General features: G+C 29.3%; 14 protein-coding genes. 7 read left to right on the forward strand and 7 right to left on the reverse strand.

The genetic code is table 11. The features are described from left to right. Genes ACZ098_RS07460 through ACZ098_RS07470 form a run of 3 tightly spaced genes read right to left on the reverse strand, consistent with a single transcriptional unit; the run spans nt 1 to nt 3,335 of the window. Nucleotides 1-984, reverse strand: a complete 984-nt coding sequence (locus ACZ098_RS07460; protein WP_487311114.1) for a UDP-glucuronic acid decarboxylase family protein — start codon at nt 982-984, stop codon at nt 1-3. Between the two features lie 4 nt (nt 985-988). Beyond that, a complete protein-coding gene (locus ACZ098_RS07465) occupies nt 989-2,287 on the reverse strand; it encodes an O-antigen ligase family protein (RefSeq protein ID WP_487311115.1) in 1,299 nt (432 codons plus the stop codon). Next, complete coding sequence (locus ACZ098_RS07470; RefSeq protein WP_487311116.1) at nt 2,235-3,335, reverse strand: DUF1972 domain-containing protein; 1,101 nt, start codon at nt 3,333-3,335, stop codon at nt 2,235-2,237. Before ACZ098_RS07470 ends, ACZ098_RS07465 begins: the two co-directional genes overlap by 53 nt. Nucleotides 3,336-3,501: 166 nt before the next feature. Between ACZ098_RS07470 and ACZ098_RS07475 the strand changes: the two genes are divergently transcribed. Beyond that, nucleotides 3,502-4,278, forward strand: coding sequence for a 2OG-Fe(II) oxygenase (locus ACZ098_RS07475; RefSeq protein ID WP_487311117.1), 777 nt, complete (start codon nt 3,502-3,504; stop codon nt 4,276-4,278). Nucleotide 4,279: 1 nt separating this feature from the next. Here the strand turns inward: ACZ098_RS07475 and ACZ098_RS07480 are convergent, their stop codons facing one another. Genes ACZ098_RS07480 through ACZ098_RS07490 form a run of 3 tightly spaced genes read right to left on the reverse strand, consistent with a single transcriptional unit; the run spans nt 4,280 to nt 7,558 of the window. After that, nucleotides 4,280-5,389 (reverse strand): glycosyltransferase family 4 protein, encoded by a 1,110-nt coding sequence (locus tag ACZ098_RS07480; protein ID WP_487311118.1) that lies wholly within the window; start codon nt 5,387-5,389, stop codon nt 4,280-4,282. A gap of 24 nt (nt 5,390-5,413) precedes the next feature. Next, nucleotides 5,414-6,346, reverse strand: a complete 933-nt coding sequence (locus ACZ098_RS07485; RefSeq protein WP_487311119.1) for a hypothetical protein — start codon at nt 6,344-6,346, stop codon at nt 5,414-5,416. A gap of 36 nt (nt 6,347-6,382) precedes the next feature. Next, entirely contained in the window at nt 6,383-7,558 is a 1,176-nt protein-coding gene (locus ACZ098_RS07490; RefSeq protein ID WP_487311120.1) for an O-antigen ligase family protein, read from the reverse strand. Nucleotides 7,559-7,748: 190 nt separating this feature from the next. Between ACZ098_RS07490 and gmd the strand changes: the two genes are divergently transcribed. Genes gmd through ACZ098_RS07520 form a run of 6 tightly spaced genes read left to right on the forward strand, consistent with a single transcriptional unit; the run spans nt 7,749 to nt 14,153 of the window. Continuing rightward, entirely contained in the window at nt 7,749-8,834 is a 1,086-nt protein-coding gene (gene gmd / locus ACZ098_RS07495) for a GDP-mannose 4,6-dehydratase (RefSeq protein ID WP_487311121.1), read from the forward strand. Between the two features lie 24 nt (nt 8,835-8,858). Next, nucleotides 8,859-9,779, forward strand: a complete 921-nt coding sequence (locus tag ACZ098_RS07500) for an NAD-dependent epimerase/dehydratase family protein (RefSeq protein ID WP_487311122.1) — start codon at nt 8,859-8,861, stop codon at nt 9,777-9,779. After that, complete coding sequence (locus tag ACZ098_RS07505) at nt 9,779-10,945, forward strand: DegT/DnrJ/EryC1/StrS family aminotransferase (RefSeq protein WP_487311123.1); 1,167 nt, start codon at nt 9,779-9,781, stop codon at nt 10,943-10,945. The genes ACZ098_RS07500 and ACZ098_RS07505 overlap by 1 nt, the downstream gene beginning before the upstream one ends. 4 nt (nt 10,946-10,949) lie before the next feature. After that, nucleotides 10,950-11,897 (forward strand): hypothetical protein, encoded by a 948-nt coding sequence (locus ACZ098_RS07510; protein ID WP_487311124.1) that lies wholly within the window; start codon nt 10,950-10,952, stop codon nt 11,895-11,897. 2 nt (nt 11,898-11,899) lie between these two features. Then, nucleotides 11,900-13,396 (forward strand): oligosaccharide flippase family protein, encoded by a 1,497-nt coding sequence (locus ACZ098_RS07515; RefSeq protein WP_487311125.1) that lies wholly within the window; start codon nt 11,900-11,902, stop codon nt 13,394-13,396. Beyond that, a complete protein-coding gene (locus ACZ098_RS07520; RefSeq protein WP_487311126.1) occupies nt 13,389-14,153 on the forward strand; it encodes a glycosyltransferase family 2 protein in 765 nt (254 codons plus the stop codon). Before ACZ098_RS07515 ends, ACZ098_RS07520 begins: the two co-directional genes overlap by 8 nt. A 21-nt stretch (nt 14,154-14,174) precedes the next feature. Here the strand turns inward: ACZ098_RS07520 and ACZ098_RS07525 are convergent, their stop codons facing one another. Beyond that, nucleotides 14,175-14,714, reverse strand: coding sequence for a hypothetical protein (locus ACZ098_RS07525; protein ID WP_487311127.1), 540 nt, complete (start codon nt 14,712-14,714; stop codon nt 14,175-14,177). Between the last annotated feature and the right edge of the window lie 29 nt (nt 14,715-14,743).

A 14,743-nucleotide genomic window follows, 5' to 3' on the forward strand; every position in this document is an offset into this window, starting at 1 on the left:
TTAATGAATATATCCTTTAAAATCTTTGTGTTCTTCTTTCAACAATTCTTCGGATGAAAGTGACTTAAAATAATCATAGGTAAGTTTCATTCCTTCTTCTCTATTCACTTTAGCTTCCCATCCCAAAATTTCTTTGGCTTTGGTTGTGTCCGGTTGACGCTGCATCGGATCGTTTACAGGCAACGGATGATATACTACTTTTTGATTAGTACCTGTAAGTTTAATTATTTCTTCGGCAAAATCTTTAATAGTAATTTCGTCTGGATTTCCAATGTTTACGGGAAGAGAATAATCAGAATGTAAAAGTCTAAATATGCCTTCCACCTGATCGGTTACATAACAAAAAGATCTGGTTTGTAAACCATCGCCAAAAATAGTTAAATCCTCTCCACGTAGTGCTTGACCTATAAAAGCTGGAATAACACGACCATCGTTGAGTCGCATTCTTGGTCCATAGGTATTGAAAATTCTAACTATTCTAGTTTCTACACCATGAAACGTGTGGTATGCCATGGTAATAGACTCTTGAAAACGCTTGGCTTCGTCATATACACCACGAGGTCCAATTGTGTTTACATTTCCGTAGTATTCTTCAGTCTGCGGATGAACTAACGGATCGCCATAAACTTCTGATGTTGAAGCTATTAAAATCCTCGCCTTTTTTACTCGGGCAAGACCTAATAAATTATGCGTTCCAAGTGATCCAACTTTTAAGGTTTGAATTGGAATTTTAAGATAATCAATCGGACTTGCAGGCGATGCAAAATGTAAGATATAATCTATATTTCCTGGTACATGCACAAACTTAGTTACATCATGATGATAAAATTCAAAATTTTTATCTTTAAATAAATGCTCTATATTTTTTAAATCTCCGGTAATAAGATTATCCATTCCGATGACATAGTATCCTTCTGCAATAAATCGGTCGCATAAATGGGATCCTAAAAAACCTGCGGCTCCAGTAATTAAAATTCTTTTCATAAGCTTATATAGATTGGGAAATCTTTTTTACATTAAATAAACAATACAAAAGTGTGAAAAACACTACACCTCGTTGTCTCCATAAGAATGATTCTGTCAAAAATAAACTTATCATTAGAACTGCAAAAGAAAAATGTATAAAATCTTTAGTCTTTATTGCATTTATTAACGTTATGATTACCATTAACACCAAAATTACGAATCCAAAGATACCTAACTCTGCAAAATTTTGGATGTATTGATTGTGAAAATTAAAAGTTTCATAACCTGGATACAAATTATGCTCTATTCTTTTCTCTTTTAATTTTGCCCAAGAAGCGTTTAAACCAAACCCTGTGAAAAAAATGGGTTCTTCATTTAGGAACTCTTTAAATATTCGTAATTGATAAACACGCATTGCAGTTCCGGGAAAATAATCATTTGCAGAAAATTTATCTTTAACCCAAGCATCTTTTATACTTACATTGTATACAAGTCCTTTACTTTCTTCTTCTTTATTTAACGATATCTTTTCGGTATTGGATTCTATTTCAATCAAAAATCTTTTTTTAATTGTTGTAAACATAATGGTACCAAAAATTACAGTACCAAAAAAAACTGCAATAAGTTGACTTTTTTTCCAATTTAATTTACCAAAAAATAAAGTATATATCAAAAACAATAGAACAAAGATTACTGTAATGTTTTTGGAAGAAAGTAAGACGATGAAAACAGCCATCAAAACCAATCCAATTATATCAAAAATAGTTTTGTCTTTCTTGATGAAAACAATAAAAAATGCAATCGAAACATATACTGAAACATGAATTGCATTTAAATCTAATGTAACCAATTCATGATAGAAAAAAACACTTGAATCTTTTAAAATTATGAATCGTATAAATGCCTTTAGTAGATAAAAAATGGTGTATCCTAAAAATATATAACTATAATTGGAGAGCAGTTTTTTGATTTGAATTGTATCAAACGATTGAAAAATAAAGCAAATCGGCAACAATAACAATGGAAGTTCTTTGGATAAGGCCTGAAAACTGGTTCTAAAATTGATACTCCACATCAAAGAAATGACCATTAAAATATATAATAAAATTGGAAGGAAAACTGCTTTTTGAAAGTTTGGAACAGCTTTTTTACTGTTATAAATAGTTTGCAACACAAATGCTATTATTGCAAGACTATTGAAAATATAAGGCAGCGGAAGTGTAATAAATATAAGTGTAATGAAAAAAACAGATGTGTTTTCTATTGCCTCATTTTTTACCTTTTGATAAACATTGTTCCAATAATTGAAGGTATTCGCCATTTATTTTATTCCAATTAAACTCATTTACTATTGCGTCAAAATTATTTTGTATCCAATGTAAACTATTCTTTTTTTCGGTGTTTAAAAGAATATTTTTTACTTCATTGGAATTCTCGAAATATAAGGCATTTTCTTTTAAAATACCTTTATTAAAATCGTTATGGTGTGCAATTATAAGAGCTTTTGACGCCATCGCCTCTAACAACGATGGATTTGTGCCTCCAACGGAATGACCATGAAAATAAAATTTAGAAAAATAACGTAAATTATTCAAATGATCTAGATTATAAATTCCTCCTTTAAATTGTATGTTGGCGTGATTCTTAAATTTCTTCTTTAGATATTCTCCGTATTTGGTTTCATGTTTTCCGACAACCAAAATTGGAGTTTTGTCTTGACTTAAAACCACTCCGTCCAATACCATTTCAAGATTGTTCTCAGGTTCAAAGCGAGCCATAATCATGTTGAAATTTTCGGGTTCAATGTGATATTGTTTTAAGATTTCAACATTAGGATTCTCAAAAGGATGTGCGCCGTAAGCAATATAAGTGGAATCCTTATTATATTGTTTTTTAAGAAATTTTTCAATTCCTATAGAATCTGAAATTAAATAATCGCTCGAAACTGCTGCAAGTCGTTCTGCAAATTTTAAAAACTGTTGTACTGGTTTGGAATATTTAGACCGTTTCCATTCCAATCCATCCATATTGGTAACAATAATAGATTTTTTAGGTAATAAAAAGAACCAAATTGAATTACTAGTATAACCCAATTGCAAAATGATATCAAAATCTCGTTTACGAGAATCCATAATACAATTATAATCATAAATAAACTGACCAAATGTGCCCAATTTATGTTCAGGATCGTTGATATGGATAAGGTTTACACCGTGAAAGTTTTTCTCTTGATAAGGATGATTGTGAGAGTTATAGCAGTATACTTCATGTCCTTTCTCAACTAAATAAACCGAAAAAAATTCAGCAAATTGCTCGAATCCACCATAATAATTGGGTATTCCTCTAGTTCCGAGAATTGCTATTTTCATTTATTTGCTTCTTTTTCGATAGCAAAAATAAGTAAATTTAGTAAATTTTCAAGTGTAAAAGATTTGGAAAATTTCAAATACAATTTCAATGTTAATAATGAAATATTAATTAAATTATAAACATTTATTTCTACATTTGTGATGTAAACTATTTATTCATAGTATAATGATTAATTTTGACTTTTTAGAAAGCAATTTAGATGCATTGCGTATTCAATATTTAACAGCACAACCATTTCCACATTTAATTATAGATAATTTTTGTGACGAGGAAAAATTATCAAAAGCATATGAAAATGTACCTGAACTTAATAATAAAAGTAGAGATCACGGCTTTGCAAATAATAAATTTGAAAAATCAAATTATAAAGAAATTTGCCCTGAATTTTTAGAACTATATACTGATTTATCTTCAGAGCGATTTAATAGGGTTTTAACTTTTATTACTGCAAAAAAAACATTTGTAGACCCAAAAAATTTTGGTGGCGGTCTTCATCAAGGTAAGAAAAATAGTTTTTTAGACATGCACTTGGATTTTAATTATCATCCTTTAAATAAAAATTGGTATCGAGAATTAAACTTATTACTATACTTAAACAAAGATTGGAAACCTGAATATAAAGGTGAACTAAAAATTAAAGATTTAAGAACCAACGAAGAAGCAGAATTGGCTATACCTTTTAATAGATTGATAATTCAACAATGTGCGCCTTATTCGCTACATGGTTATGATATGACTAATTTTCCAGAAGGAAGATACAGAACTTCTATTGCAACATATGCTTATCAGATTCATGAAAGACTTATTGAAACGCCTAGAACAACTGATTGGTTTCCTAAAGAAGATGCGTCAGCTTTAAAAAAACTATTTGCTAAGAATTACAATGTTTTGGTAAAAACCAAGAACAAGTTTTTTGGAAGCGCAACTGCCAAAAACCAGTAAATTATTTTATTTTAAGTAGTGTTTCATTAAAAATTTTGGCTGACAGTTTCCAATTATAGCGTTGTTTTATAATTTCTACTTTTTTATCTATCTGTTTGTCTTTCTTATTTATAACCATAAGTAATTTTTCTTGAAAATCTTGCTTATTGTATGGATTAAAGAAATAGTAACCCATAAAATCAAAGTCAGACATTGCTGTAGCATTAGATGATATTGTTGGTATTTTTGCTGCTATTGATTCTAATGGTGGAATTCCAAATCCTTCTGCTACTGAGGGATATATTGATACAGATGCACCTCTTAATATTACTATCATTTTAGCAAATTCAAGTTTTTTAAGGATTGCGATTTTTTGCTTTATTTTATCTTCTAAAAGATTATAAATTTTTTCATATTTTTTATTCTTAAATGTATCATCTCCAATGAATACTAAAGAATGATTTTCATATAATTTTAAATCCACAAAAGACTCTAAAACTAAATGATGGTTTTTTCTAGGTTCCCATCGGCTAATAAAAATTAAATAATCTGAAATTCCATATTGTTTAAAAACTTCTTCTTGAATTTCTTTTTTACTATATTCTTCATAAAAGATACTGTCAATTCCGTTTGGCATTACCGTTACATCAGAAACTTTCAAATGTTTAGTGATTTGTTTTTTAGAATATTCTGAAACAGTAAAAACTACATCGGATATTTTAGCACTAAATTTATAAGTAATGAAACTCTGAATTCTGTTAAGTTTTGGAAAATATTCGGGAAAATCTTCAAAAAGAACATCATGTGTTGTGACAATATATTTACATAATTTAATTGGCGCAACACGATATTGAAAATGAGCAAAATGAACTTTGTGTTTTTTAATTATAATGGGGATTTCAAACAGTAATCTGAAAATTGGATTTTTAGAACTGTATTTTATAAAAACAATGTTTTCGTGGTCTCCAAAAACTGCTCTTAAGTTTTCAATATCAGCAGCTGCAAAATAAAAAACTTTGCTTTTATCTTTAATCAATTCTAAATATAAACCCTGAATATAGGTTCTTGTACCTTGAAATCCTTTGTCAAACACATGGCAATCAACAAAAAAAATTGTCTTGGAATTATTCATTATTATTTTAATTAATGCACTGTGTTATAAAATAGTTAGACTTTGACCAATACTGTTTTTAATCTTGTCAGTAGTATTTGTTTCAATGTCGAAAACATCTAAGTTTTCTATTGTTTTTAATCTATCTGAATGTCTTAAAAATGTAAGCGCACCTTTTTCATTTTTAGAATCTCTGTTATCCGATTCGTTATAACCTTCAGTAGGAGAAAATATTTTGAAAGGTGTAGAAAGATCCTTTCTAACAAAATAAGCATTTACTCCAGCACTAGTTGTCCCTACAAAATCGTAGCCTTTTTTATTTGCCAGATGACAAAAAGCGGCTAAAGATGCTCCGAAATACAATTCCGAGTAATGTTCTTGACTCCTAACAAAATCGGACTTGTAAGGAACTGTTATCTTTTTTTCGCTCCCAAAAGCTGAATTATATTCACAAATTACAATTCTTGGATTAATAACGTCTATTGCATCCCAAACCCAATAATCATTTCCATCAATATCAATGCTCAATAGTCCAATATCTTTTACGTCTGTATAACTGCCTATTAGTTCATTAATATTCTCCTTAGTTATAAAGCTTTGTTTAGCTACAATGTCGTACTTCCAATAAATAAAATCATTTTTAATAAATTTTATGTTTTTATCACTTCCATCAATAACTAATCCTGACCAATTATTATTAATTAACAAAAATCTTGTGTTAGATTCTGTATAGGTTTCTACGCCAAACTCTACAAATATTTTATTTGGTATATCAATTTTGCTAATTAAATATTGAATAATTCCATCTTCACCACGCTGTGAAAATACTTGAAATTCTACTTCATCTAATGAATTTATTGCAGTTTTTTTACTGTTTATTTCAGAAAGGATTTTTGCGTTTAACATTAATGATTTATGCACTTCATAATTCATTTTCTGGTAAACTTTTTTGTACAAATATTTTATATAATTTTTCATTATTCTTTTTTGTCGCTATTTAAACTTTAACTTTTATTAATCAAATCCAACTATTGTATTTACAGATTTAACTTTATTTTCAAAATACAATGCACCGCCTAAAATAAAAAGAATTGCGTCTTTAGGAATATAAATTCCTGTAATAATTAGTGATGTAAATAAAAAATAAACTCCTATTGTAGATATTAAAATTTTAAAAAATAGAATTTGTTGGTTTGCACTAAAATGATAAATTCTTCTGTAAAGATTAATTAAAAACAATAGATAAAATAAAACTCCAAAAATCCCAATTTTATATAATATAAAAATATAGCCATTGTGAAGTACCGATATATATCGCATTCCATTCTCTCCTAAAGGTGCTTTAAATTTCAAGTTGACTAATGAACCATAACCTGTTCCAGTTATAAAACTAGACGGATTGTCTTCCATCAAATTTAGTGCTCTTTTCGCTTCATAAGCTCTCCAATGATCCCATAATTCTCTATGATCTTCTCTATTTACTTTGGCATTAAAAACTTCTCCAGGCGCCATCTTTATTTTGTACAATAAAGCCTCTATTCCTTTAGAATTTCTTTCAAATTTTACAGTTCCTAAATAGGCGTAAAATAAAAATAAAGTTGCTATTAAAATACCAATAATCTTTATCGATTTTGAAGTTAACTTAGCATATCCAGAAAACGAAAAGCCCAAGATAAAAATCATACCCAGCATTGTTCTAGAAAAATAAAGAATAATAGATACAATTAAAATGGAAAGAATAACTTTTTTATAAATTGGTTTCTCAAATAAGTCAATATTGTATTTAGAGCTGAACAACAGCATATACATGGCAAAAATTTCAATAAAATTATCCAGTCCAAATTCTCTTGCATCTTGAATTGAACCGCTTATTAAACTTGAAAAAAACAACACGCCAATCAAATGAACTACAGCAGTTACAACAGCAACTTTAATAATTGTTCTTATAAATATTGAGGGACTATTGATAGATTTAAATGTTAAATAACCTATAGATATTGCAAATAAAGGTTTGATAAAATGTGTAAGATCTTTTATAAAATTAACAATTAAATAATCATTCCAAAAAAAACCTAAAAAGCCTAGAACAAATACAATAGCAATTGGAAGCAACGTTTTTAAAAATCTTGAAGATACAATTCCTTTCCCAGATACTATTAATAGTAAAAGAAAAGCAAATTGAATAAGCAAATTTATCCTAAATGAAACGATATAGATTTCACATAAAACAACTATCGAAAACAGTAGAGAAAGACTTATTTTAGACTTCAAAATCTTTTTTTGCCAAATATAATTTATAATTTTTGTTTGAATATATAAAGTGAATAAATATATTTTCTATAATAAAACATATATTTGTCGTTAGAATAAAAAAATTGAAATGAAGAAAGCTTTAATTACTGGAATTAATGGACAAGATGGTTCTTACCTAGCCGAATTTTTACTTGAAAAAGGCTATGAAGTTCACGGAATTATAAGAAGAAGTTCTACTTTTAATACCGAAAGAATTGAACACTTGTATATAGAATCTTTAATTCGTGATTTACACCAGTCTAAAAAAATACAATTGCATTACGGCGACATGACCGATTCCACTAATTTAATACGATTAGTACAACAAGTTCAGCCTGATGAAATTTATAACTTGGCCGCACAATCTCATGTGAAAGTTTCATTTGACATGCCCGAATATACTGCAGAAACGGATGCAGTTGGAACTTTAAGATTACTTGAAGCTGTTAGAATTTGTAATTTAGTTGAAAAAACCAAAATATATCAAGCTTCAACTTCAGAATTATACGGTAAAGTTCAGGAAATTCCGCAAAAAGAAACAACACCTTTTTATCCGCGTTCACCCTATGGTGTTGCGAAACTGTATGCCTTCTGGATTACTAAAAATTACAGAGAATCGTATAATATTTTTGCCGTAAACGGAATCCTTTTCAATCACGAATCCGAACGAAGAGGAGAGACATTTGTAACGAGAAAAATTACTCTTTCTGCATCAAGAATTGCACACGGATTGCAAGAAAAATTATATTTAGGAAATCTGAATTCTTTAAGAGATTGGGGTTATGCTAAAGATTATGTAGAATGTATGTGGCTCATGCTTCAACAAGAAACTCCTGAAGATTTTGTTATTGCAACAGGTATACAACACTCCGTTAAAACTTTTTGTGAACTTGCCTTTCATGAAGCTGGAATAGAACTAGAATGGCAAGGTGAAGAAGAAAACGAAAAAGGCATTTGTAAAAAAACGGGTAAGGTTCTGATAGAAGTTGATGCCAATTATTACCGACCAGCAGAAGTAGAAAGTCTTCTTGGCGATCCAACAAAAGCAAAAACAGTTTTAGGCTGGAATCCGAGTAGAACCTCGATAAATGAACTTGTAAAAATTATGATGAAACATGATTTAGAATATGTAGTTCGTTTTAAAGATCGTGAATCTCTAAAATTATACGAATAGTATTTGTATTAATATTGTAATGCTATGAAGATTTTCTTAACTGGAGGAAACGGAATGGTTGGAAAAAACATTCTCAACTATTCTGAAGCCAAAAATTTTACCTTTTTTCATCCGTCTAGTAAAGAATTGAATTTACAAGATTACAACGCTGTTGATGAATTTATAAAAATCAATAAACCCGATTTTGTAATTCACGCCGCTGGCTTAGTTGGCGGAATTCAAGCCAACATTGCCAATCCAGTTAACTTTTTGATGGTTAATTTAGACATTGGAAGAAACATTATTCTGGCTGCTAAAAATAATAATGTAAAACATTTTATGAATTTGGCAAGCTCGTGCATGTATCCAAGAAATGCTGAAAATCCGCTTGCAGAAGAATTAATTTTACAAGGAGAATTAGAGCCAACAAACGAAGGTTATGCCATTGCCAAAATTGTATCTACAAGATTATGCGAATACATTACAAAAGAAGATAACAGTTTTATATACAAAACTATAATTCCGTGTAATCTATATGGAAAATACGATAAATTTTCGCCCGAACATTCTCATATGGTTCCAGCAGTAATCAACAAAATTCAAGATGCTGTACAAAATAATAAATCGGAAATTGATATTTGGGGTGATGGCTTATCAAGAAGAGAGTTTATGTATGCTGAGGATTTAGCAAATTTTGTGTTTTATGCTATAGCAAATTTTGATAAAATGCCACAAAACCTTAATGTAGGTTTAGGATACGATTACACTATTAATGAATATTACAGCGTTATTGCAAAAGTTTTAGGTTACAATGGAACATTTGTACACGACTTGACCAAACCTGTTGGAATGAGACAAAAATTAATTGACGATACCAAACTGAAACAATTTGGATGGAAACATTCGACTTCTCTTGAAGAAGGAATTGAAAAAACTGTTGACTATTTTAAAAAATACGTTTTATAATGATAAAATATCCATTAGCATCCTCAACTTGGGATGAAAAAGAAATAGAAGCAATACAATCTGTAATTGCCAAAGACATGTACACCATGGGCGAAGGTGTAAAACAGTTTGAAGAAAATTTTGCAAAATTTGTAAACTCAAAATATGCCGTAATGGTAAATTCAGGTTCCTCAGCCAATTTGCTTGCTGTTGGAGCTTTATTTTATACCAAAAATCCTAAGTTAAAAAGAGGTGATGAAGTAATCGTACCAGCTGTTTCATGGTCTACAACGTATTATCCTTTATATCAATACGGATTAAAATTAAAATTTGTTGATGTAGATTTAGAAACATTAAACTTTGATTTGGAGCAACTGGAAAAAGCAGTAACTGAAAATACAAAGATGATTTTGGCCGTAAATTTATTAGGAAATCCTAATGATTTTGATGCCATAAATAAAATTATAAACGGTCGCGATATCTTGTTAATGGAAGATAATTGCGAATCTATGGGTGCTGAATACAAAGGAAAACAAACCGGAACTTTTGGAATTGTTGGAACCTATTCTACATTCTACTCACACCACATGGCAACCATGGAAGGCGGAATTGTCGTAACAGACGATGAAGAACTTTACCATGTCTTAATTTGCATTCGAGCACACGGTTGGACAAGACATTTACCAAAAGAAAATAAAGTGTCTAATAAAAGTGATGATTGGTTCGAAGAATCATTTAGATTTATTTTACCAGGATACAATTTTAGACCTGTAGAAATGAGTGGCGCCATCGGAATTGAACAATTAAAAAAACTTCCAGATTTCTTAGAAAAAAGAAGAGAAAATGCAGTTCTTTTTAATTCATTGTTTGCTAATCACAACGATTTTTATATTCAGAAAGATATCGGCAACAGCAGTTGGTTTGGGTTTAGTTTTATTATCAAACCAGAATCAACTTTAAAAAGAAGCGATATTGTAAAAAAACTGGAAGCTAACGGAATTGATTGCAGACCAATTGTAACTGGCGATTTTACTAAAAATGAAGTGCTTCGTTTCTTTGATTATGAAATTTTTGGTGAAATGAAAAATGCTCAATATTTAGATAAAAATGGATTTTTCGTTGGAAATCATCAAGTTCCATTAAACGAAGAGATAAAGCATTTGTACGATGTTTTAAGTTCTATTTAATATCATGAAAAACTTTACATTAATAAAAACCAATTTTAATCATCACGTTTCGATGGATTTGTATCACGAATTCGAAAAACGAATTATTGATAAAAAAAACTGGGAAATTATAAACGGTGTAAACAATTGGCAAGCATTCATAATCAGACAATATTTAAAAGTATTTCCGCCGTTAAAATTTCCTTTTTTTAGTAAAAGAAATTATGTAGTTATTGGCTATCAAAAAGAAAAGTTTTTCCCTTATTTTCATTATAAATCCAATCTCAAAACGCTTTGGATGTATGATGCTTGGGAACCCTTATTTGACGAAATTGAAAAATCAGTCAGACAATATAATATCAACTTGCTTTTTACAGCAAGCAAGCAATCTGCGGATTATTTTAACTCATTAAATATTAAAAAGTTTAAAGCCGAATGGATTCCAGAAGCTGTTGAGTCAGAAAATTATAGATTCGTAGACTATAATAAAAGAACTACAGATGTATTACAATTGGGCAGAAAATGGAATGAGTATCATGATAAAATTAAACCAATAGAAACTAGTTTTGTTTACAAATATGAAAAGCAAGCTGGGCAAATAATTTTTAAAACTCGCGATGAATTTTTAGAAGGATTAGCAAATTCTAAAATATCAATATGTGTTCCATCTGATATTACTCATCCGGAACGTACTGGCAAAATTTCTACGTTAACCAACAGATATTTGCAGTCCATGGCCTCAAGGTGTTTAATTTTAGGTAAATTACCTTACGATATGCAGTTTCTTTTTGATTACAATCCAATCATTGAAATTGATGAAGAAAATCCGATAGACCAAATCAATAGCATTCTTGAAAACTATTCTTCTTACATTCCATTAATTGAAAAAAATTATGAAATCGTTGTAAAGCATCATAATTGGAATGCAAGAATCAACCAAATGGAAAATTATATTTCTGATATAAAACTCTGATTTTGCAGAAAAATAAAATAATAAAAAACTCTCTTTCGGCAATTATTCAAGTAATAGTTGTTGGCTTAATTTATTTGCTTTTGTACCGTTATTTGCTCGATACTATTGGCATTGAGTTATTAGGAGTTTGGTCGTTAATTATTGCAACAACATCATTAGCACTAATTGCAAACTTTGGTATCAGCACCAGTATTATAAAATTTGTATCTACCTATTACACACGTGGAGATTTTGAAAGTCTCAAAAAATTAATCTTTACTTCCTGTGTTTTTATATTGATAGCTTACATCTTGATCTCTGGTGTAATATTAGTTTTAGGAAATTATATATTACCCCATTTCATAGAGAAAAATTACATTAACATTGCTTTAGAAGTTCTTCCCTACTCATTAATTAGCCTTGTTATAAATGCAGTAAGCGGCGTAATAAGTAGTTGTTTGGATGGTATTCAAAAAAATTATATAAAAAGTTATATCTTAAGTTTTAGTTCTATTTTATTATTTGGATTAAGTTTACTACTTACGCCACATTATGGATTGAAAGGTTTAGTATTTGCACAGATTTTACAAGGTATTTTAGTCCTTATTTTATCTTTTTACTTTATTTCTAAACACCTCAAAAATGTACTTTCGTTTCGTTGGAACTGGTCTAAAGAATTGTTTAAAGAAATCATAAACTACGGATTAAAAATGCAAGCACTGTCATTCATGCAAATGTCTTTTGAGCCTGTAACTAAGGCTTTTTTGAGTAAATTTGGTGGACTTGCTATGGTTGGTTATTATGAAATGGCAAGTAGGTTAGTTTCGCAATTTAGAGGATTAATTGTCAGTGCAAATCAGGTTATTATTCCGGTTGTTGCAGAAGCTAAAGAGCGAAATGACAATTCGGTTAAACCGTTGTATATTAAAACGTTCTCAATTATTTTATTTATAAACATACTTTTAACATCAGGTATCATTATCGTTGCACCGATTATATCCTATTTATGGATTGGTAAACTCATTCCTTTCTTTTTATTTTCAGTAAGTATAAACGCAATTGCAGTTTTTGTAAACATTTCGAGCAATCCGGCATACTTTAGTTATTTGGGAGAAGGAAAATTGAATTGGTTAATTATATCCTATGCGGCGATTGTAATTATAAATTCAAGTTTAAGTTACTTCTTAGGGAGTTATTTTAGCGGTTATGGCGTTGTATTAGCTTGGAACTTGGCTTTTACTGTCGGTTCTTTAATAGTGGTTTTTTCATTTCAAAAATCTAATGGTATTTATTGGAAAAATGTAATCTGTAAAAATGATATTTATATTATAAGTTTTGCTGGACTATTTTCTTATTTTGGATTTCAGACTGCACTTAATTATTTAGAAAATACAACAAATTTATTGTTTATTTGCATTTTCATACTAGCTACGGGTTTTTACATATTTGTAATTTTTAAAAACAAAAACTTTATCTTTATGAAAAATGAAATACAAAAGTTTTTAAAAAGAAATGAATAAGCCTTTTTTTTCAATAGTTACAGCATCTTACAATAGTGAAAAAACAATTTTTGATACTATTACTTCCGTTTTAAATCAAGGTTTTTCCGATTTTGAATATCTAATAATTGACGGTAATTCATCTGATAGAACACTTCAGATAATAAGGTCATTTGAAAATCAGTTTGCAGGAAAGAACATTAAATACACCTATATTTCCGAAAAAGATAACGGAATTTACGACGCTTGGAACAAAGGCATTAAACTAAGTTCTGGTCAATGGATAAGTTTTCTTGGTTCAGATGACATGTATTATCCAGATGCTTTAGAAAATTATTTTTATCAGATAAATAAAAAATCCGACACAAACTATATTTCTTCAAAGTTAGAACTTATTAATTCTAAAAAAGAAATTTTAACTGTTTTCGGCAAGCCTTATGTATGGGAAATACTTATTAGAAATATGGAAATTGCTCAGGTAGGTTCTTTCCATAAAAGAGAACTTTTTGAAAAGGTTGGGTTGTTTAACGATAAATATAAAATTGTTGGTGATTTTGATTTTTACATTAGATGTAAAGAATTTATCAAACCAAATTACTTTGATAAAATTACTGCAAAAATGCTTAACGAAGGTGTTAGTAATCAAATTTTTAAAGCATTAAAAGAGGCTTTGGATGTAAAATTAAAACACAAAAGCAGTTCTCCATTAGTTGCTTATTTCGATTTTACCACAATATTTTTAAAGTGTTATTATAACAAATTAATCAAAAAAAAATAGGAGCTAATTGCTCCTATTTTTTTATTTTTTACTGTATAATTTCAAAATCTCAGCTTTCAAATCCATCGTTGCTCCGATAATTGGATCATAAGGTTGACCTTCGATAGCATTGATTTTTGCAGTACTACTTGCAACATCAAACTCTACTTGAGCATTTGGATAAAAATATTTAAAAAATTGAGCTCCTTGTGCAGTAAATGATTTATCAAGGTAGTTTATTCTTAATTCTTTAAAAACAACTTGTTTTAAATCTTTATTGGCTCCAATATCAAATCTTAACGACATTGGTGCAGCGTCAGAAGGTAGTATAAAAACTAAATCTTGTGCTTCTGGCTTACCTTTAACTTCTATAGTAACTGCTTGTTCTGGTGGAAAAGCTTCTGCTCCGTCCTCGTTATAAAAAATTTGAAATACATCATCTTTTTCTACAATAGCGTTAACTGTTATTGTAAATGGAATATTGGTTGGCGTTTGAACTTCATCAGTTTTTTCAGTTTTATCATTCTTACATGAAGTAAACAAGATTAAAACAGCTGATAGTGATAGGATAAGTGATTTCATTTTTGTTAATTTTTATGCAAATATATAAT

The organism is Flavobacterium sp. SP2 (genome assembly GCF_057626655.1).

What these genes read in the sequence shown, in the direction of transcription:
- ACZ098_RS07460 (WP_487311114.1), bottom strand. Translation starts at nt 984, where the DNA reads ATGAAAAGAATTTTAATTACTGGAGCCGCAGGTTTTTTAGGATCCCAT.
- ACZ098_RS07465 (WP_487311115.1), bottom strand. Translation starts at nt 2,287, where the DNA reads ATGGCGAATACCTTCAATTATTGGAACAATGTTTATCAAAAGGTAAAA.
- ACZ098_RS07470 (WP_487311116.1), bottom strand. Translation starts at nt 3,335, where the DNA reads ATGAAAATAGCAATTCTCGGAACTAGAGGAATACCCAATTATTATGGT.
- ACZ098_RS07475 (WP_487311117.1), top strand. Translation starts at nt 3,502, where the DNA reads ATGATTAATTTTGACTTTTTAGAAAGCAATTTAGATGCATTGCGTATT.
- ACZ098_RS07480 (WP_487311118.1), bottom strand. Translation starts at nt 5,389, where the DNA reads ATGAATAATTCCAAGACAATTTTTTTTGTTGATTGCCATGTGTTTGAC.
- ACZ098_RS07485 (WP_487311119.1), bottom strand. Translation starts at nt 6,346, where the DNA reads ATGAAAAATTATATAAAATATTTGTACAAAAAAGTTTACCAGAAAATG.
- gmd (WP_487311121.1), top strand. Translation starts at nt 7,749, where the DNA reads ATGAAGAAAGCTTTAATTACTGGAATTAATGGACAAGATGGTTCTTAC.
- ACZ098_RS07500 (WP_487311122.1), top strand. Translation starts at nt 8,859, where the DNA reads ATGAAGATTTTCTTAACTGGAGGAAACGGAATGGTTGGAAAAAACATT.
- ACZ098_RS07505 (WP_487311123.1), top strand. Translation starts at nt 9,779, where the DNA reads ATGATAAAATATCCATTAGCATCCTCAACTTGGGATGAAAAAGAAATA.
- ACZ098_RS07510 (WP_487311124.1), top strand. Translation starts at nt 10,950, where the DNA reads ATGAAAAACTTTACATTAATAAAAACCAATTTTAATCATCACGTTTCG.
- ACZ098_RS07520 (WP_487311126.1), top strand. Translation starts at nt 13,389, where the DNA reads ATGAATAAGCCTTTTTTTTCAATAGTTACAGCATCTTACAATAGTGAA.
- ACZ098_RS07525 (WP_487311127.1), bottom strand. Translation starts at nt 14,714, where the DNA reads ATGAAATCACTTATCCTATCACTATCAGCTGTTTTAATCTTGTTTACT.